This window comes from Paenibacillus sp. Y916, assembly GCF_056786435.1.
Map to the genome: position 1 here is coordinate 249,408 of NZ_JBXCJA010000002.1, position 19,775 is coordinate 269,182.

Annotated in this window: 17 protein-coding genes; 5 read left to right on the top strand and 12 right to left on the bottom strand. The window is 40.2% G+C overall.

The annotated features are described in order from the left end of the window. Positions 1-4: 4 nt before the first annotated feature. The 3 genes from AC1TO9_RS05360 to AC1TO9_RS05370 all read right to left on the bottom strand — a co-directional run bounded on the left by AC1TO9_RS05360 (position 5) and on the right by AC1TO9_RS05370 (position 2,857). The gene (locus AC1TO9_RS05360) at positions 5-799 is read right to left on the bottom strand and encodes an ABC transporter ATP-binding protein (protein WP_482053777.1); all 795 of its coding nucleotides are present in this window, start codon (positions 797-799) and stop codon (positions 5-7) included. Continuing rightward, a complete protein-coding gene (locus tag AC1TO9_RS05365; protein WP_482053778.1) occupies positions 799-1,713 on the bottom strand; it encodes an ABC transporter permease in 915 nt (304 codons plus the stop codon). The genes AC1TO9_RS05360 and AC1TO9_RS05365 overlap by 1 nt, the downstream gene beginning before the upstream one ends. 94 nt (positions 1,714-1,807) lie before the next feature. Then, positions 1,808-2,857, bottom strand: a complete 1,050-nt coding sequence (locus tag AC1TO9_RS05370) for an ABC transporter substrate-binding protein (protein ID WP_482053779.1) — start codon at positions 2,855-2,857, stop codon at positions 1,808-1,810. Between the two features lie 724 nt (positions 2,858-3,581). Between AC1TO9_RS05370 and AC1TO9_RS05375 the strand changes: the two genes are divergently transcribed. The 3 genes from AC1TO9_RS05375 (at position 3,582) to ilvB (ending at position 6,623) form a co-directional block, all read left to right on the top strand. Beyond that, complete coding sequence (locus AC1TO9_RS05375) at positions 3,582-4,370, top strand: TerC family protein (RefSeq protein ID WP_482058585.1); 789 nt, start codon at positions 3,582-3,584, stop codon at positions 4,368-4,370. Between the two features lie 58 nt (positions 4,371-4,428). Continuing rightward, a complete protein-coding gene (locus AC1TO9_RS05380) occupies positions 4,429-4,770 on the top strand; it encodes a helix-turn-helix domain-containing protein (RefSeq protein WP_482058586.1) in 342 nt (113 codons plus the stop codon). A gap of 155 nt (positions 4,771-4,925) precedes the next feature. Next, a complete protein-coding gene (gene ilvB, locus AC1TO9_RS05385; protein ID WP_482058587.1) occupies positions 4,926-6,623 on the top strand; it encodes a biosynthetic-type acetolactate synthase large subunit in 1,698 nt (565 codons plus the stop codon). 194 nt (positions 6,624-6,817) lie between these two features. Here ilvB and AC1TO9_RS05390 read toward each other — a convergent pair whose 3' ends face one another. After that, the gene (locus tag AC1TO9_RS05390; protein WP_482058588.1) at positions 6,818-7,078 is read right to left on the bottom strand and encodes a hypothetical protein; all 261 of its coding nucleotides are present in this window, start codon (positions 7,076-7,078) and stop codon (positions 6,818-6,820) included. A 184-nt stretch (positions 7,079-7,262) separates the two neighbouring features. On the opposite strand from AC1TO9_RS05390, the gene AC1TO9_RS05395 reads away from it, so the two are divergent. Continuing rightward, positions 7,263-7,595, top strand: a complete 333-nt coding sequence (locus tag AC1TO9_RS05395; RefSeq protein ID WP_482054470.1) for a helix-turn-helix domain-containing protein — start codon at positions 7,263-7,265, stop codon at positions 7,593-7,595. A gap of 96 nt (positions 7,596-7,691) precedes the next feature. On the opposite strand, the gene AC1TO9_RS05400 is transcribed toward AC1TO9_RS05395, so the two are convergent. Beyond that, positions 7,692-8,732, bottom strand: coding sequence for a hemolysin family protein (locus AC1TO9_RS05400; RefSeq protein ID WP_482058589.1), 1,041 nt, complete (start codon positions 8,730-8,732; stop codon positions 7,692-7,694). A 287-nt stretch (positions 8,733-9,019) separates the two neighbouring features. Continuing rightward, positions 9,020-9,361 (bottom strand): cupin domain-containing protein, encoded by a 342-nt coding sequence (locus tag AC1TO9_RS05405; protein WP_482058590.1) that lies wholly within the window; start codon positions 9,359-9,361, stop codon positions 9,020-9,022. Between the two features lie 296 nt (positions 9,362-9,657). On the opposite strand from AC1TO9_RS05405, the gene AC1TO9_RS05410 reads away from it, so the two are divergent. Further along, a complete protein-coding gene (locus AC1TO9_RS05410) occupies positions 9,658-12,054 on the top strand; it encodes an S-layer homology domain-containing protein (RefSeq protein ID WP_482058591.1) in 2,397 nt (798 codons plus the stop codon). A gap of 140 nt (positions 12,055-12,194) precedes the next feature. Here the strand turns inward: AC1TO9_RS05410 and AC1TO9_RS05415 are convergent, their stop codons facing one another. The 6 genes from AC1TO9_RS05415 to AC1TO9_RS05440 form a co-directional block, all read right to left on the bottom strand. Beyond that, positions 12,195-13,118: a hypothetical protein gene (locus AC1TO9_RS05415; RefSeq protein WP_482058592.1), complete on the bottom strand. Its 924-nt coding sequence runs from the start codon at positions 13,116-13,118 to the stop codon at positions 12,195-12,197. 9 nt (positions 13,119-13,127) lie between these two features. Beyond that, a complete protein-coding gene (locus AC1TO9_RS05420; RefSeq protein ID WP_482053788.1) occupies positions 13,128-14,363 on the bottom strand; it encodes an ABC transporter permease in 1,236 nt (411 codons plus the stop codon). Beyond that, positions 14,363-15,145 carry an ABC transporter ATP-binding protein gene (locus tag AC1TO9_RS05425; RefSeq protein ID WP_482058593.1) on the bottom strand — a complete coding sequence of 261 codons (783 nt, stop codon included), beginning with the start codon at positions 15,143-15,145 and terminating at the stop codon, positions 14,363-14,365. Before AC1TO9_RS05425 ends, AC1TO9_RS05420 begins: the two co-directional genes overlap by 1 nt. A gap of 57 nt (positions 15,146-15,202) precedes the next feature. After that, positions 15,203-16,921: an alkaline phosphatase gene (locus AC1TO9_RS05430; protein WP_482058594.1), complete on the bottom strand. Its 1,719-nt coding sequence runs from the start codon at positions 16,919-16,921 to the stop codon at positions 15,203-15,205. Positions 16,922-17,135: 214 nt separating this feature from the next. Beyond that, a complete protein-coding gene (locus AC1TO9_RS05435; protein WP_482058595.1) occupies positions 17,136-18,023 on the bottom strand; it encodes a glycoside hydrolase family 43 protein in 888 nt (295 codons plus the stop codon). A gap of 15 nt (positions 18,024-18,038) precedes the next feature. Continuing rightward, the gene (locus AC1TO9_RS05440; protein WP_482058596.1) at positions 18,039-19,691 is read right to left on the bottom strand and encodes an MGH1-like glycoside hydrolase domain-containing protein; all 1,653 of its coding nucleotides are present in this window, start codon (positions 19,689-19,691) and stop codon (positions 18,039-18,041) included. Positions 19,692-19,775 lie beyond the last annotated feature (84 nt).

The window sequence follows — 19,775 nt, forward strand, 5'->3', positions numbered from 1 at the left end:
TCATTTAACCGAGTACTAGACGGTCGTCAGACAATTTATGTCCACTTATTTGTTCGAATTCACCAAGCAACTGCTCGACAGTTAGATCTTTCTTTCTCTCTTCATCAATATCTAATATGATTCGTCCACTATCCATCATAATAAGACGATTTCCTAGACGGATAGCCTGTTCCATATTATGAGTAACCATCAGCGTTGTCAGATTCATCTCTCGCACGATACTATCCGTCAATCTGGTAATTAATTCTGCCCGAGAAGGATCTAGTGCTGCGGTATGTTCATCAAGCAGTAAGATTTGAGGATTCGTGAATGTAGCCATAAGTAGACTTAGAGCCTGACGCTCACCACCTGAGAGCATTCCCACTTTTGCATGAAGTCGCTCTTCAAGCCCGATACCAAGACGTGACAACTGTTCACGGAACAACGCTCGTTTACTAGCTTTCACTCCTAAAGCGAGCCCGCGTTTCTTGCCCCGTGCATAGGCCATAGCAAGATTCTCCTCGATGGTCATATAAGGAGCGGTCCCTGCCATCGGATCTTGAAATACTCGACCGATCCAACGACTCCGACTGTACTCTGGTAAGTAAGTGATGTCTTGATTCTCAATCTTGACATTTCCTGTATCTGGCTTCATTACGCCGGAAATAATATTCATTAAGGTAGATTTACCTGCGCCATTACTTCCAATAACTGTGACGAAGTCACCTGGTTTCAAATGTAATTGTATATCAAATAGAGCAATTTTCTCATCAGGTGTGGCTGGATTAAACAATTTAGCTACATGGTTTAACTGAAGCATTACACCCCACCTCCCATCGTTTGATCTTGACCGATATCCAATATTTCAGCCGAACGCTTCTTAGCCATCTTCTTCTGCTTCATCACACGTCGAGTCGATGGGAGCACGAGTGCCACGATAACAATAATAGCGGTAATAAGCTTCATATCTGAAGCTTCTAACCATTCAACCCGAAGTGCGAGTGCGACAACAACACGGTAAATGATAGAACCAAGAACGACGGAAATGATATGATGAATGACATTTTTAGCTCCAAACACGGCTTCCCCAATAATAACAGAAGCTAGCCCAATGACGATCATTCCTACGCCTCCAGATAAGTCAGCAAAAGAAGATTGTTGAGCGAGTAATGCCCCCGAAAGTGCTACTAATCCATTCGCTAGACTAATACCGATAATTTTGGTCAGATCAGTATTTGCACCAAAGCTTCGAATCATCCGATCATTATCACCAGTAGCTCTTAATGCTAGTCCCAGATCTGAATATAAAAAGCGACCCAATAAAGCTAACACGATGATGACAACAATCGGTATAAGCACGAGTGGCTTTACTGAAGTAAATATCGTATTCAATCCATAAACCGAGATATTAGGTTTACCCATAATTCTCATATTAATGGAATACAGGGCAATCATCATCAGAATACCGGACATGAGCCCATTAATTTTACCTTTTGTATGCAATAGGCCTGTACAGGCTCCAGCTGCGACTCCCCCAGCAAAACCCGAAAAACTAGCCAAAATAGGTGGATATCCATGAGTAATCATCACTGCCGCAATGGCTGCCCCTGTTGTGAAGCTACCGTCAACCGTTAAATCTGGAAAATCCAAAATTCGAAATGTAATATATACTCCGAGTGCCATAAATGCATATAACATCCCGGACTCTAACGCACCCCATAATGAGTCGATCATTATGATTACCTCCTCTTAGACGTAAAGGGAGTGGTCGATTCACATCGGCCACTCCATAACAATAATTTCTGAGTAGTACCTATTCAAACTATTATTACTGGATAATGTTTTCCTCTGCATCTTCTACTTGTGCCTTCATTTCATCCGTTACTTCGATCCCTTGTTCACCCGCAGCTTTTAAATTCAATATCAGATCCAACTTCTCTTGCATGCCCACTGGCATATCTCCAGGTTTCTTACCATTCTTCAGAATATCCACGGCCATTTGACCCACTTGATAACCATGATCGAAATATTTGAATCCAACTGTTGCAAATGCACCCTTCTCAACCGTATCGCGATCACTGGAGAAGAACGGAATATCCTTCTCATTGGCTACTTGAATGATCGCTTCTGCACCACTTACTACCCTATTATCTAATGTAATATAAAAGACATCTGCACGACCAATCAACGATTCTGCTGCCTGTTTCACTTCAGATGTATTAGTAACCGCAGCTTTAACTAGCTTTATATCGTGCTTAGCTAACGCTTCCCCTGCCAGTTTAGACATCATCACAGCGTTCGGTTCACCTTCATTGATAACGATTCCCACGCTTTTTACATTAGGGAAATTTCCCGCTATGAAATCCATCAGCTTGACGATTGCTTCAGGGTTCGTATCAGAAACCCCAGTTACAAGACCTCCAGGATTCTCTAAATCAGTTACAATCTTAGCATCCAGGGGATCTGTAACAGCTGCAAACAATATGTTCTTATCCTTAACTTGCTGTATAACCGTTTGAGCAGACGGTGTTGCAATAGCAAGAACGAGATCAGCATCACCCGAATTAATCTTCTGAGCGATGGTCATATTATTCGTTTGATCATCCTGTGCATTATTATAATCTAACTTTAGGTTATCACCCTCAGTAATTCCGGCATCTTTCAAGGCTTGCAAGAATCCTTCGCGGGTTGCATCCAAAGATGAGTGCTCTACGATTTGAGAAATGGCAATTTTGTAAGTTTTCTTATCCGTATTATCTTTGCTTCCAACGTCCGTTCCAGTGGTGTCATTCGTGCCTTTGGCCCCGTTATTTCCGCAAGCCACTGCTAGAATCATAATGGCAGACAACATAAGTGAGACCCATAGTTTCTTCTTCATTAAAAAACCCCTTTTCTAATGTACATATTTCATTACAACTGCTCAGTAATCAACTAAAACAGACAAGCATCACCGCAGTTATGATACAACGCGCTAAAGCTTTGACTCAAGCAGAAACGGTTATACCTTTTTTTCAAGAAGTTTACGCTTCCGATGCTAGCGATACTTCGTATCGCTTTAAGGTATCCGTCTCTGCCGAAATATAAGAAGTTATTCCTAATAATATATGTCTCTACAATATCCGTCAATTGCTATATACCTCTCGCCCCTCTGTACAGCTCATTTAATCGAAAGCGCTCTCTTGTGATGAATAATAATAGTACCCGCAGAGTCATCGTGACCATCATCTACAATACGATCAACAATCAATTGTTAACCATACATTTCCAAGAAACAAATCCATAAGATCTATCTTCCTATTTTTATACGCATTGACATCAAGTCAAAAATTATATATGATTTCCCTATATTGTTTTTCTTTTAGAGAAAGTTCATAATTAAATATCTTCTACCTGTAAAGGGGAGTAGCTGTATAATAAAGTCGTCAATACGAGAGATCCTTCTCCGGCTTTATTGACAATTCACAACTGTTAGCGAGACCTTTACCAAGAAGTAGGCCCTTTTTAAAAGGCGTTTACTTTTTTGGTAAAGGTCTTTTTTGGTGTTAACCGCATGCTGGGATGGTTATACTTCATGCATAAATATAAACAAGGGGGAAATAACATTGGATTTCGGTTTATTATTAGAGTATGGATGGGTATTACTTGTACTGGTTGGATTAGAGGGCTTACTTGCAGCAGATAATGCGCTTGTGTTAGCAATTATGGTGAAGCATCTTCCAGATGAAGAGCGTAAAAGAGCACTCTTCTACGGCTTGGCAGGCGCATTTGTGTTTCGCTTCGCTTCATTGTTCGTTATCTCATACTTAGTAGACATTTGGCAGGTTCAGGCTATCGGTGCCCTTTATCTATTATTCATCGCCGCAAATCATATTGTAAGAAAAATGGTTTTCAAAAAAAACAAAACAGAAGAAGTGCTGCCCGACGGTTCAACACAACCGAAGAAGAATGCTGGCTTCTGGCTCACTGTTATTAAAGTTGAGATAGCTGACATTGCTTTTGCCGTAGACTCTATTCTAGCAGCTGTAGCATTAGCAGTAACCTTGCCGAAAACTTCACTTCCGAGAATTGGAGGATTGGATGGTGGACAATTTTTAGTTGTTCTTGCTGGAGGTTTAATTGGAATGATCATTATGCGTTTCGCGGCATCCTACTTCGTGAAGTTACTACATTCTCGTCCTGGTCTAGAAGTTGCTGCCTTCATCATTGTCGGTTGGGTGGGCGTTAAGCTCGCTGTGATCACCCTTGCTCACCCATCCCTGGCCATCGTATCTGAATCATTTGCACATAGCACTGCTTGGGAAATTACCTTCTATGCCGTACTTATCTCAATCGCAACATTAGGCTGGTTCCTAAGCAGCAAGAATGAAGAACTATATGAGGAGCATAACTAACAGTATATTAAATTTTCCTTAACCTTTTACTACTGTTTAGGGTGGAGGATGATAAAAGATGGATTATATGAAATTAGGATCGCGCTTACGTCAAGAACGACATAAGCATAATCTTACACAAGAAAGATTGGCGGAAAAAATCGACGTTTCTCATGCCTATATAGGACAGATTGAACGCGGTGAACGAAGCCTCACTCTCGAGACTTTGATCAAATTAGCAAATCAATTAGATGTCACGACTGATGAACTACTTCTCGAGTCCCTCAAGATGAAAGACAACCATTTTATTCAGAAAATCACAAAATTATTGCAAGAACGCTCGTTTCATGAACAGCAAATGGCACTGAATATGCTTGAGGTTATGTTTACTCATCTTGATCAAATGGACTCTACTAAGTAAAGAAATAATGAAGAGGGGCTGCCTCAAAAGTCATTGTTATGACTTTTGGGACAGCCCCTTATTATATACGGAACATTATGATCAGAATCACTTTAACTTGTCACTCTAAAATATAAACTATACAGAAGCGAATATGGAGAAGGAGATGATACTTCATGGGGTCAAATATACAGAAGTACCCACACACATTGTTAGGTGCAGACATTTTGTTAGAAGCTTTACTACTACAACAAGTTGATACCATCTTTGGTTACCCAGGTGGAGCCGTACTTCCAATTTACGATGCACTTTATCAATGCAACGAGATTAGACATATCCTGATGAGACACGAACAAGCCGCAGTTCATGCTGCGGATGGGTATGCTAGAGTTACTGGTAAACCAGGTGTTGCCTTGGTTACGTCTGGCCCAGGAGCAACAAATGCCATCACAGGAATCGCAACAGCTTATATGGACTCGATACCTATGGTCATACTAACAGGCCAAGTCTCCACAGATCTGATTGGACGCGACAGCTTCCAAGAGGTCAATATATATGGTATGACGATGGATATCACGAAACATAACTATATGGTCATGGATGTAACCGAACTACCACGAATTTTAAAAGAAGCTTTTTACATCGCTAATACTGGAAGACCAGGTCCTGTCGTTATTGACTTACCAAAAAATATAATGAACACCTATGCGCAGTTTATCCAGCCAGCGGAACCGATACAAATCAGAGGATATGATCCGACTCCACTAATCGACGAGCTGACAATCCGCCACATTGTGGAGAAAATTAATCAAGCCAAACAGCCTATCATCATGTGTGGGGGTGGCGTTATTTCATCCTGCGCCTCCACCTTCGTACGTGAACTGGCTGAATCCGCCCAAATACCTATTGTGAGTACCCTTATGGGTATAGGCGCTTTCCCTTCCAATCATCCGCTCCATTTAGGCATGCTTGGTATGCATGGTACATTTGCTGCTAACAAAGCGATTCATCAAGCCGACCTACTCATTAGTCTAGGAGTTCGCTTTAGTGATCGTGTAACAGGTAAGATGAAGTCATTCTCACCCCATTCATATAAGATTCATATCGATATTGATGCTGCAGAGTTGAATAAAAATTTATCTGTACAGCTACCTGTTGAGGGGAATATTTCAGAAGTTGTATCTCGTCTCATGAAACATCACCCACAAGGAGATACGAAACAATGGGTATCCGTAGCCTCCTCGTGGCAAAAGAGGGTTCCTCGCTTTGATCATTCGAATAGTATGTTGCAACCTCAGAAGGTGATTCAGCTAATCGATGAGATGACAGATGGAAACGCGATTGTCACTACGGATGTTGGGCAACACCAAATATGGACGGCACATCATTATGCATTCAATTATCCACGATCATTTCTAACCTCAGGTGGACTAGGAACGATGGGTTATGGGTTCCCGGCGGCTATTGGAGCGTCATTGGCTGCACCAGATAAGCAAGTGGTATGTATTAGTGGTGATGGAAGTTTTCAAATGAATTTACAAGAATTGATGACGGCGGTAGATTACCAACTTCCTGTCAAAGTAGCTATTCTGAATAATGGTTACTTAGGTATGGTACGACAATGGCAAGAATTATTCTATGAACGTCGCTATTCTTCTGTTCGACTCTCATCTCCCGATTATGTGAGATTCGCACAATCTTATGGAGCTACCGGTCTAAGAGCCCATACATTAACTGAAGCACAAGACATTATACAACTCGCTTTCTCCACCCCTGGTCCTGTCATTATGGAATTTGACGTTACTGAAGAAGAGAATGTCTATCCGATCGTTCCACCCGGACAAAGTAATAGTGATATGATTTTTCCTGAATAGTACGGAGATTGAACAATTAAGGGACATCCATCTGTCTGCTTTATCAGCTCGGAATGTCCCTCTTGTTGCTGACATTGGCACTGGAACTGTATCCGTATCTGCAACACCCGATCCTGCTCTTACGAATCAGATGGTCTGGGATATTCAGTGGAACTATCTCGTTCCCTTTCAAAGATGATGATGTGTATTACCCCCTAAGTAGTAAGAATGAAGAACTTCATAAGGATCATAACTAACAGGATCATTCCTATGAGCAATATTACGATACGTAGCGCTTTTAAGGTTTGGTCTCTTTTTCTCTTCATTGGTAGAATTGGTAACGTTGCTGCAACTTCTTCTGTTCTCACTTTATTGTTTCTTATCTGCGCTCTATACGATGCATACAATAGAATTCCACAATGATCACAGAATTTCCCTGTATCACTGTTCTCAAAGTTACATTGTAGACATTTCAATGTTCATTCTCCTTTCATAGATTAGCTGAGCGAAAAATCAAAAAACAATCATATGAGCTATTAAATAACAACCCATTATAGTAATTATATACCATATGAAACTATCAGTAAACACATTGAAACTAACAGTATATTAAATTTTCCTTAACCTTTCACTAATGTTTAGGGTGGAGGGTGATAATTGATGGATTATATGCAATTGGGATCGCGGTTACGTCAAGAACGACTTAAACATAATTTAACCCAAGAAAGATTGGCGGAGAAGATCGACGTTTCTCATGCCTACATAGGACAGATTGAACGTGGGGAACGAAGCCTCACTCTCGAGACCCTGATTAAATTAGCCAATCAATTAGAAGTCACTGCTGATGAACTACTTCTCGAGTCCCTCAAGATGAATGACAACCTTTTTATTCATAAAGTTACAAATTTATTGCAAGAACGCTCGTTACATGAACAGCAAATGGCCCTGAATATGCTTGAGGTTATGTTTACTCATCTTGATCAAATGGACTAAGAAATAACGAAGAGGGGCCGCCTCAAAAGTCATTGGTATGACTTTTGAGACAGCCCCATATTATTATCGTTATCAGTTACTTCTATTCTTTTATTCCTAATCATTCTCCTCAAAGATATTACCTACAATTTCCTCGAGTATATCCTCAACAGTGATTATTCCGGCTGTACCACCATATTCGTCTATAACAACGGCCATATGAACTTTGTTTTTTTGCATTTCAATAAATAATTTATCGGCACCTTTGAATTCAAGGGTAATATATGGCTTACGGATGATTCTCTTGATATCAAATAAATCAGTATCTGTACCATTCTTCAAATAACGAATCAAATCTTTACCATAGAGAATTCCCACAATATTATCAATATCATGCTCATATACTGGAAATCGGCTATATTTCTCCATAATAATAAGATTCGTAATATGCTTAAGTGATGCATCTAGCGGAATAGCCACCACACGATTTCTATGGATCATAATATCAGAAACTGATTTATTATCTAATTCAAAAATATTGTTAATCATCACTTTTTCTAATCCCTGAATCGTTCCATTCTCATTACCTACGTCAACCATCATACGAATTTCTTCTTCTGTCACTTGTTCTTTATCTGCATTAGGATCCATACCTAGCATTCGAACAACCAGGTTCGTTGAAATGCTTAATAATTTAACAAATGGTGATGATACCTTCGACAGAATCGTCAGGGAGCTTATCACGAACAATGAGATAGCCTCTGCCTTTTGCATAGCAATTCTCTTGGGAACCAGCTCACCCAGTACTAATGTGAAATAGGATAGGATGAGTGTGATCACAACCAGTGAGATCGTCTCTAATAACGGTAAAGAAATTGGGATTCCCATTTCATGAAATAACAGTGCAAATCCGCCAGCAAAGCTCTCTGCTGCAAAAGCACTTGCCATAAAGCCGGCTAGCGTTATTCCGATTTGTATCGTTGCCAGAAACCGACTTGGTTCGCTCAAGAGATTTTGCAATAGTATTGATTTTTTATGACCGGTATCAGCCATCGCTTTAACCTTATTGTCATTTATCGTGATTAAGGCCATCTCAGAAGCGGCAAAGAATGCATTTATTAATATAAGTACAAATAGCACAACAAGATTAATAAGCAATTGTATTCCCTCCATATGATTTAGTTTAGTTCCACCCTAAATTTCATATGGAGTACTACATTCTCAAATAATACCAACTATCACCTGGATCATCATCCATTATCTTGTCACCTCCTTAGGCTTTTCGAATATATACTGCCCTAATTATACCAACTAATTATTCAATTTCAAAAAGTCGGTATTGAATGGTTGCTTTTCGTATTTGGTGTCACATTTATTATACAAAAAAAGAAAGACCATCAAGCAGTCTTTCCTCTGGAAGTATTATTTAGCAGATACCCATTTCCTTATATATTCTGAGCATATCTTTCATCTGGAATTTTACTTAGAACGACATAGAGACTGGTCGGAGCATTGCCTGTATTTGTGAAAGAGAAATGCTCGTCCCCCTCGCATGAGATGACATCATCCTTAACTAGATGGGTATCTTCTCCATTCACCGTAACCGTCCCGCTTCCATCAAGTACTAGAATAAATACGGATGCCCCAGGATGTTGATGTGATGGTAGCTCTTGTCCAGGCATAAAGTTTAGTACAAAGACAACACTCCCACCACTTTTGAACAGAATTCTTTTAGTGAATTTATCTTCTAGATATTCTTTGATCGGTTGTAACTCTTTCTTTTCCATGATGATAACCTCCGATTTATGATATTGTCTTCGTTCATATTTCAACTAACTTCATGCTAATAAAATTCTTGTTTAGAACCTAATGTCATCTTAATCGAGTTATGAAGACGTCATTGTGATTTAGGTCACATTAATTGAGAACTGTTCTCAATTAATGTGAGTTATCGTGTTCGTGAATACATTTGTATTTTCAAAAATATAATTAGACTTGGCATAACCATTCTGTTGGTGATCGCGTCTATATAGATGTAATCTGGATTAATATCTATATTTTAACTTTGAAAGGATGAGCAGTTTTGTTAAAAAGATCTACTCGTACCATTCACCGCACTTCTAAAGTCGCCCTACTTGGAGCGATAACCTGTACTTTACTCATGCCACAAGGTTTTGCTTTTGCCGACTCTGTGACTACAGCTTCATCTGTATCTGTATCTGGAACTTCATCGAGCTCTGATGCGGTCATGACAGATCGTATGAGATTAGCCATCGCTCCTGGAGAAATGGTCATTTCTGAAGCTGCAACACCAGATCCCGCGAAAGTTAAATTCACAAAAGAAAAGGCAGTTGCAAAGGTTAGAGAGTTATTTCCAGCACTAAAGAATGCCGAAACAACGAATGTCACCTTAGGTAATAACAATACCTACCCTGCCCCTGAGAACCAGATGGTCTGGGACATTCAATGGAGTTATCAGGTAGGCACTTCCGGTTATGGGTTCAATAGTCAAGTGGATGCTATTACAGGGGATTTAATCAGTACATACATTTCATTCCCTCTTGAGAGTGAAGAAGCGTACTATCCCCCAAAGTTGTCTAAAGAACAAGCTTTAATTGAAGCCAAAAGTTTTATTGCTAAAGCAGCCCCATCGATTTCAATGGGTGATCTTCAAGTGAATGATGTAGATTATGGATATGCGAATCAAGCCTTATTCGGACCTGTTCAATATTCATTCTATTTCACAATAAAGAAGAACGGAATTCCTTCTCAAGCGGATGCTCTGAATATAACTATTAATTCCAATGGTCATGTCGTGCAATTCTCTAAACCTTCTGAATCTATGAGTTATCCATCATCTGTCGCAAAGATTAGTGAGGCTGAAGCTAATAAGCGATTCAAAGATGAATTAGAAGTTGGATTATACTATATTCCAATTCGTAAAAACAATCAGAAAACAGACTGGATACTTGGCTATCGCCCAGCCCCTAACTCGACCTACTCTATGGATGCTTTGACAGGAAAGAGATTATCTATCGAGGGTACTACGGTTCCATCGACATCTATTACGTATTCAGACGTTCCTCAGACCAAAGACAAATTCATTACTCGAAGCAATAAGACCCAACTCAGTGGTGAAGAGGCAGCTCAACTAGTTCAGAAAGTCTTTGTGATACCTGGTGACTTCAAATTACAGCATCAATCACTTTCACCTTATTATTACAACTCTGAGCAGAAGATATGGAATCTAAACTGGAGAGAAAATGTATATTCTGGCCAGCAGACTTATTATAACGCCGAGGTTGATGCAGATACTGGTGAAATAATAGGATTCCGAATCAATGATTTCGGTGAAACTGGATCGAAACAGAACGTCACTATCCCCAATGGACTCACAAAGCTATCCAAAGAATCCGCTAAGCAAAGATCTATCGACTTGATCAACCAGTTATATGCTAATGCTAGTCAAGAATTAAAGATCATTGACCATGAAGATAGCTGGAACTTCTTAGCGGAAAGCAATCAATACCGTTATGAGTTCCAACGCTTCTACAAAGGAACTCCAGTAGGTGATAGCACAGTAACCATCATCTTTGATATCTTCGGAAGGCTGCAATCCTATTCAGCATATCGAAATGCTGGATTGGAAAAGGTCATAGATCAGCCGGTCATTAAGGTATCTAAAGAAGAAGCTCTAGAGTCTTATCTAAACCTATATGCAATGAAGTTACAATATTCACGATTTGGTGGATACATCTATAGTAATGTAAATACGAAAATGGAGCTAAAACTAGTCTATACTCCTGAACCTACCGATCCCATTAGATCCTATCAAGTTCTAGATGCTGTCACTGGTAAATGGGTAACTCAATATGAGAACATCGGGAAAGCGAACGGTACCATCACGCCAACAGATCTGTTAGGTCATGGGGCAGAAAAGGCACTTACCACTCTCGTTGACTACGGTATCCTGACACCTGATCAAGATGGAAAGATACAACCTGATGAAGTGATTACCGTATCCGATTGGCTATCCATGATCGTTAAATCCATAACACCTTATTATGATAGCTACAATTATAGTGCAGAACAAAAGTCAGTTGCCGGTATAGATCCAGACCATTCTATTTATGGCATTGTGAAATATGCCGTGGAGCGTCAATGGATTAAGAACGACAGTACTTTACAACCGGATAACGAACTAACTAAAGAACAGCTAGCCGTTCTATTGACATCCATTGTAAACTATAATAAATTAGCCTTACATCTGCAGAATGATACGACCGTTAGCCAATTCAGTGATGCCAACGCCATCAGTAACAAAGGTGCTGTTGCAGTTGTTACTAAGCTAGGCCTAATGCAAGGTGAGAATGGTAAATTCAATCCACAACAAACGGTAACCAGAGCACAAGCTGCTACCGTTATTATGAAACTTGTCGAGATCCAAGGTAGGACTGACCAAGCAATTGGTCAGCGTTAATACCTAATTGTAATCTACACAATTAAAGATAAATGTAACGAAAACTTATATTTCCCTATATTTATAAAAATCCCCTAGGTGCGGAACTTCCGTACCTAGGGGATTTTGTCCATGTTAACCGGAGTACTCGCTATTACTGACTACTCTTTCATCTCTTCGAATGAAGCATCATATATTCTAAACATCGTCTTATAGCCAGATTCATCGATCTTTATGCCTGTATCCAGTCGTCCCGTGATTTGTAACGGTCCAGATTTATATCTTAACTTCACGTCATCAGGTACAAATACAATCATGATCTTGTTCCAATACGTCTCATCACCATTATCAAATGGACATTCAGCACCGGGCTCTGGAATAAGCAGAAACCAATGCTTGTCAAAAGAAAGTACTTCACCCATGAACCCTTTGATCGTGACCGTCGATCCTTTCAAGTCCCAGAATCGATTAGAAGGTGTCGTCTGGTCCTCCCCATCGAAAAATTCTGACCAGCCTATACTAGTGTTCCCGGTTGATGTACTCTTAGCTGGCACTGTATGCTTCACTTCACTTTTGGCTGTGATTGAACTATCCTCTGGTGTGGATTCAGTGTCTTTTTTCACAACATCTTTCTGTAGTGAACTTGCTACTAGTTTAGTTACTTGGTCTGCTGCTATATCTTTGTCTTTGTCTTTGTCTTTGTCTTTGTCTTTGTCTTTGTCTTTGTCTTTGTCTTTGTCTTTGTCTTTGTCTTTGTCTTTGTCTTTGTCTTTGTCTTTGTCTGTTTCTTTCACTTCAACTTGATCTTCCGTTATGTTCTCAATCTTGCTAGCCTTTATAGTTGCTGACTCCGACTCAGAAACGGTATTATTCACCAAATCTTCTGAACTATTATTTTCTATCGAGATGGATTCAGCTTGTTCAGCTTGTTCAGGCTCTTCTCCTGCTTCAACCTCTTCACCTTCGGATGCTTCCTGATATAAAGTAGAGAACGACTGCGCTGTTTCTTCCACTTTAATGGATTGACCACAAGCCTGAAGAAGTAACGAAAGTAATAACAATAGTAAGATTCCTAATCTCTTCATCTCTGCCCCCTATGCTTTAAATAATGTGAGTGGATTCATTCGATATGTCTTATATGCAGGTCCAATAGAAGCCATTAACCCCATAATCATGGTTCCTAACACAATGTATATATGGCTTGCTGTCCACAATAGCGGATTGATTTGAATTCCTCCATAAGCAAAAAGTGTATCCTTCAGCAGAAATCCACCCACATGTCCAAGGATCAGTCCTATAATAAGCCCCGTTGTCGTTAAGAGTAATCCTTCACCAATCAGAGTCATCCAGACATAACTCTTAGATTTCCCTAATAGCCTTAACAAGCCAACATCCTTCGTCCGTTCATTCACAGCGGCAACTAGCGATAGTAAAACAGATATAGCAGCTAGCACAATGCAAAGACCTGTCACTATATTTAGAATCTGTGCCCCACTATCCACTAAATTCACAACATCTGCTACAGCTTTACTCGTGTATACGGCTTGAACTTTGTCGATATTATCTAGCTCTTTTTTAAGAGACTGTGCGCCGAGAAGCGATTTAGGTTTTACGAGAATAGCCGTTATTTCTTTGGAATCATCCACCGTTTCATGAACGGCCCAAGCATAATCAACGGTTGTGAATACCGCTCGATCATCTGGCGTATTTAATGAAGGAAGAATGCCAACCACGGTGTATCTAAGATTAGCGTGACTATCAAGCTCTTCTTCATGCACTGTTCCACCGTGCTCGCCTTCATCTTCATCATTCACATGATGAATTTCCTGATCAATCAGACCATGGGCTCCAGCGAATGTATCTCCTAATTGGAGTCCAAGAGTCCTTGCCACATAGGATCCAATAACAACTTCACCTGTCTGCTTATATAAGCCTCCATTTTGGAGTTTCTGATCTCCATACCTTGTAAGGAAATATTCAGCATCGATTCCGACGATTGGATACCCATTGTAATGATCACCTGTCGTCATAGGATAAGCCTTTTCTACTTGCGAATCATCCTTTACGATCTGAAGAACAGATTCAGGAATATTACCTGTAGGTATTCCCACGTGGTAGAACGTACTTAATACCAATTGCTGTTGGCTACCATCTGCACCGATAACGACATCAAATGGTCCATACCCCTTCTTCGCACCTTGCTCTACACTTTCTTGTGAAAGACTGAGGAGCACAATGAATGCGACAGTAACTGCAATAGAACTCATCGTGAGCAAGGAAAGAAATTTGCGGTGAAATATATTTCGAATCAATAGACGAAACAGACTCATTACCCCATCTCCTCCTTAATAGGATGAATTGTCGAAACCACTCCTTCTGGGCTTGACCATCTATCATATAATAAGGAATTCGAATGGTTATGCGCACGGGATTGAACAAGATTCAATTCATGAATATGCTGAACTCGATGAAAGCGATTAGCCATATTTAAGTCATGTGTTACAACGATTAAAGTATGCTTGTCACCGGCACACAGTTCCATCATTAAATCTGTGATCTCATCGGCTGTTTCCCAGTCTAAGCTACCCGTAGGCTCGTCAGCTAATACAAGCAATGGTTCATTGATTAATGCTCTAACGACCGCCACCCGTTGCTGTTGACCTCTAGACAGTTGAGATGGAAGATGGTTCATCCGATCTTGTAATCCTACCTTTTCAAACCAATCACTAATCGATGCATTGATTTCCTTTTTGGATTTCTTAACGGACATAATGATCTCCACATTTTGCCTCGCGGTCAAGGAGGGAATCAGGTGGAAATCCTGTAGAATATAGCCTATTCTTTTACCTCTAAACTCATCTCTCGCAGCCTCCTTTAACAAATGTAAGGGTTGACCATCTACGTATAATTCTCCTTCATCCACGCTCAGAATCCCACTGATTAAGTGCAACAATGAGCTTTTACCTGAACCACTGGGACCGATCAATGCGACTTTATCCCCCTTCGCGACATGCCATTGAGGGATGTTCAGTATAGGGATATCCTTGCCAGCCACTGTGAATTGTTTCTTAATACCATTCATTGTAAGCAACTTCTCGCCACCCCTCGCCACAAAATAATAGAAACAGGAGAATGAATTCCCCTGTTCCTTCTCTTTAACTCACTTTATTTATTTCAATAAAAGTCGTTCGGATAATGTGTCCCACTTCATGGTTTTCCCGGAAAGTTGATTAAAGGCTGTAAGAGGAAGATAAAGAGTATTATTATCGACATCTACCGTAAAGGCTCCATTTTTCCCATTGAATTGTATGGCATTGGTTTTCAAATTGATATTCATTATGTTCTTTTGATAGACGATTGTAACCATGTCCTTATCAGATGTGTATGTGCCTCCAAGTGCCTCAACTAATGCCTTCGCTGGATAGAGTACTTCTTTCTCACGACTCACTTTAAACTTAGGGTACAAATATTTCGATTGCAGCTCAGCTGTTGCCTTTTTCAAATCAACACCAATGACATCGGCACTTGCTAATGCAATCTGTGTATTGTCAATTTGACCTTTCACTTGGTCTGCAATCGGACCGTATGCCCAGACTCCAACATCTACTGCGGAGTGTCCGTGTCCTGACCAACCAACTAGTAAGCGTTTGGAGATGACTGCATTGTACCCGCCCTCACGCTTGTAAGAAGATCCGTCTCCATCCATAATGATTTGCGCTTCTTCATCTGAAAGATCAGTTATCCAAGTATTCCCGGATACAATAGCTTTAATCTCTGCGATAGATTGGGCAGCTTCTAATTTACTAGCAATGCTTTCTGAAGAATGCTTCTGTTTATCCCACAAGTCGATATTCACTTCATATATGTTATCACGAGACAATGACAAGCCACCTGTTTCATGATCGGCTGTTACAACTACCGATGTATTACCATCTTTCTTAGCGAAATCAATAGCCACTTTGAAAGCTGCATCGAAATCAAGAGTTTCCTGAATCATCGACGGCAAATCATTTGCATGACCTGCATGATCGATTCGTCCACCCTCAATCATGATGGCAAACCCCTCCTCATTCGTTGACAAAATTTCAATTGCTTTAGATGTCATCGCTGCTAGGCTAGGAGTATCTTGCGTGCGGTCTGGGACATAATTAACATGTGAACTTCCGAATAATCCGAGTACTTTCGAGTTCTTCGCAGTTAATGCTTTCAAATCTGTCGCCTTTTGAACTACCGTGTAGCCATTAGCTTCAAAATCAGGAATGATATTCTTATCTGTACGTTTGCCCTTTTCATCTTTGGTTACAAAGAAAGATTGGCCTCCACCTAGCAATACGTCTATTCCACTTGTTACATATTGTGAAGCAATAGCGGATTCATTATCCCGACTGCGAACATGTGTAGCATATACAGCTGGAGTAGCATGGGTAATGCGAGCAGTTGTTACTAGTCCAGTAGACTTTCCACTTAATTCAGCAGCTTCAAGTACAGATGCGAATGGTTTGGCTACGTCTTCGTTAGATACACTTATGGCCGCATTGTATGTTTTGTTTCCCGTTGCGAATGCAGTTCCAGCAGAAGCCGAGTCTGTTACAATCCCAGAAACGATAACTCCGCCATCATCTCCTCTATCCGCAAATGTAGTTGCTTGACCTACATAGTATGGATCTATATTCAAACTCTGTTTACTAGCCTCATGTTGTTGATAATATCGTGTTGCAGCCACTTGTGCAGGTCCCATACCATCTCCAATCAATACGATCAGATTTTTAGATGTAGCTTTCTTTGCTGCACTAACTGAAGATTTCTGATTCTCCATTACTATGGTACCTGTAGCGACGATCGATAGTGCCAATCCACCCAAAGCTAAACGTTTGAATATTTTATTCATTCATTAATCCCCTCTCAAACTATGTTTCTGATAGATTATCAAAACATATCGTTCTTGATTTGATAATCTGTCATTTAAGACCATCTTAATAGTAAAATGTGTTCGAAATGTCAAATGAAATGAGGGTTTTGATTAAATATAAAAAAACAACCAACCTTATATGGTCAGTTTCAATTGAAAACATTTATTAGCGCTTTGGAGATTCGCTTATGTTTCATCTTATTGGAGAACCCTCAAGTCCCATCATTTCTAAAAAAAAAGGACGCTCATCAGGTGTATTATTCGGTGTATGCAATGCTAATAGAAGCTTTCCTTCAAAAGTACGGAATACCATTCCATGACCACCATCATTTCGATATACGGCTTCATTCGCTTGTATCCACGGTCCCTTTATTTCACCCGTAACCGATTCTGCAAGACCAAGAGCATACGTGTTATCGATAAAACTCGCCCATAGCATACTGAGTTGTCCCTTGTTCGTACGGAATACATAAGGTCCATCGGTAACATAGTTGATAGTATCCGGATAACGTGGTGAAATAAAGGGTGTCGTCCATGCCGCCTCAGAAGCTGCAAACAAAAGAATGGGTTCACCTATAGTAGAATGTAAATCATCACTTAGCCGAACAATACATACTTCTCCATCACCCACTTGCTGCCATTCATGACAGAAAACCATCCAAGGAATTCCCTGCTCGTCTACATGTAAAGAACCATCTAATGAACTCCATTCCTTCGGTGTGACAGGTCCATCACTATGTAGAGTGAACGGCCCTAACAACTGATCACTTACTAATATAGCTGTACCTAGCAAGTCATTATCTCTTCTACGAAAAGTTGCAAACATATAGTACTTGTTCTTGTAAGCATAGACTTCTGGAGCCCAAAAATTTTTGTCTGCGAAGAAGTTTTCATCAGGACGAAATACAGGAAATGGCCCCTCCCAGTTACTTAAATCTGTACTTACGTAAGCATCAAAACCAGTCCCTTTTCCCCAAATATTAGCGTCTGTACTTCCGTACATATAGTATTTGCCTTCTTCCTCCCTTGGAACGATAAATGGATCACGAATTTGAATATCCTTTATAGTTAGTAGATTCATAAGTAACTCTCCTCCTTACTCATAGGTTGGATGAACGATACCAATATCTCGAACAGTCACAAGCTGACCATCCCTATAGTCAAGCTGCTCATTACCCTTCACTGTAAAAGAAAGCTCAAGTCCTTCAAATTTCAACTCACCACTAACCGGTTGAAGAGTCATCCCAATGATGCTCTGCAATTGACCTTTACGGTCGGTAACCACACGAATTCCTGACGGAAATACTAGCTTTAGCTCTCCATTACGATAAATTTGACATTCATCACTTGTATTAATAAATTCAAAGGTATGGTCATTTACCTTCCTACGATAAGCAAGATCACCTGTAATCTGCTCTCCATGATCCACATCATATGGAAGTACACCTGTGAACCATACCGTCTCATCTCTTGTTGGTAGAATACCTGATAGTCGCTCAATATAATCTAATACAGCAAGAATGGCTGGAGAATAAACCTCTGTAAAGCCCTCCTCGCCCGTCCATGGACTTATTGCTTGAGAGAATCTCGTCATTCTCGCCATCGCAGCCATAATAGGGAACATCACCCATGTTAATTCAACATAGCGATGATGATGCTCAAACGCATGAGCTGTACGGATAATACTTAAGAAGTTACTTGGTCCTGCCCAGCTATTATAGCTATTATGTGGATCGTATCTCGGATCATCCAATGCAATAGACGGATATGGGTATTTAGCAAAGAATTTTCTAGTATTTAATAAATATTTACTTAACATGTTCTCGAAAAATTCTGAATTCCCAACTTCACAAGCCATCACTCGCAAGAGCACATCAGATTGTACGCGCACAAATTGATCATTCCGATCACGATCATAGAAGAAGTAATCTTCCTCATCAAAGCAATACTGGAATAGGCTCTTTAAGCTTTGCTGTGCTTTCTCGTCCCAGTGGCTTCCATCTTCCCCTAACTCCTCAGCCATTGTCGCTAAGTAAAGTCGCTGACAATATACATTTGCCGTTAAATCGGGTGCTAGGAACGGAAGGATTGGCGAATTGGGATTACATTGCGTTGAATCATTTAGATGTGGAGTATCAGCAACATGCCAGAAGCGTGGAGACAAATCATGACCTGTATCAAAAGCGCTAAATGCTTCTACACAACCTGTTTCTCTCGTATTTCTATATTGCACTAACCAGTCATCGTATTTAACCATTGCATCGTACATCGTACGTAGAAATAGTTTGTTCTTACCATGCAGCTTATAGTGATTCCACACACTGCGAGCAAGTGGAGTCACCAGCTGAATTTGACGATACGAGGGCCCGTCCTTTGTAATTTTATAAGGGAGCATTCCATCTTCTCGTTGATATTTGGCAAAGGATAAATAAGTTTCCTCAGACACAGAAGGCAGAAAGCGTGATAATAGCTCCGCATTAATTGTACCTGTACTTTCAAGCCAACAGCCGAAATAAATTCCACCCTCATGCAACATGGGTTCTTTAGCCAGTGTGGGTACGATACAATCTAATAGCTTACGAATTGCTTGATAATAGACGTGTTCAAGTTTATTACTTTCTGCAACGAAAGAAACATTGAATGCTTCCCATTTCTTCATCACATCATGATCCGTTTCTTTTCCAAGTTCCCCCATTCGATCTTCTACAGATAATGACCGCAACCTTTCTAATAAGGCACTCTTTCCCATATGACCTATTCTCCTTTATCTCGACTCTTAATGGGTAATAAAGCAGGCTGCCATTCGGTAGCCTGCTTTATCTAGGATATGAAC

Coding starts and splice junctions, on each gene's coding strand:
- AC1TO9_RS05360 (WP_482053777.1), bottom strand. CDS start 799: ATGCTTCAGTTAAACCATGTAGCTAAATTGTTTAATCCAGCCACACCT.
- AC1TO9_RS05365 (WP_482053778.1), bottom strand. CDS start 1,713: ATGATCGACTCATTATGGGGTGCGTTAGAGTCCGGGATGTTATATGCA.
- AC1TO9_RS05370 (WP_482053779.1), bottom strand. CDS start 2,857: ATGAAGAAGAAACTATGGGTCTCACTTATGTTGTCTGCCATTATGATT.
- AC1TO9_RS05380 (WP_482058586.1), top strand. CDS start 4,429: ATGGATTATATGAAATTAGGATCGCGCTTACGTCAAGAACGACATAAG.
- ilvB (WP_482058587.1), top strand. CDS start 4,926: ATGGGGTCAAATATACAGAAGTACCCACACACATTGTTAGGTGCAGAC.
- AC1TO9_RS05395 (WP_482054470.1), top strand. CDS start 7,263: ATGGATTATATGCAATTGGGATCGCGGTTACGTCAAGAACGACTTAAA.
- AC1TO9_RS05405 (WP_482058590.1), bottom strand. CDS start 9,361: ATGGAAAAGAAAGAGTTACAACCGATCAAAGAATATCTAGAAGATAAA.
- AC1TO9_RS05415 (WP_482058592.1), bottom strand. CDS start 13,118: ATGAAGAGATTAGGAATCTTACTATTGTTATTACTTTCGTTACTTCTT.
- AC1TO9_RS05420 (WP_482053788.1), bottom strand. CDS start 14,363: ATGAGTCTGTTTCGTCTATTGATTCGAAATATATTTCACCGCAAATTT.
- AC1TO9_RS05430 (WP_482058594.1), bottom strand. CDS start 16,921: ATGAATAAAATATTCAAACGTTTAGCTTTGGGTGGATTGGCACTATCG.
- AC1TO9_RS05435 (WP_482058595.1), bottom strand. CDS start 18,023: ATGAATCTACTAACTATAAAGGATATTCAAATTCGTGATCCATTTATC.
- AC1TO9_RS05440 (WP_482058596.1), bottom strand. CDS start 19,691: ATGGGAAAGAGTGCCTTATTAGAAAGGTTGCGGTCATTATCTGTAGAA.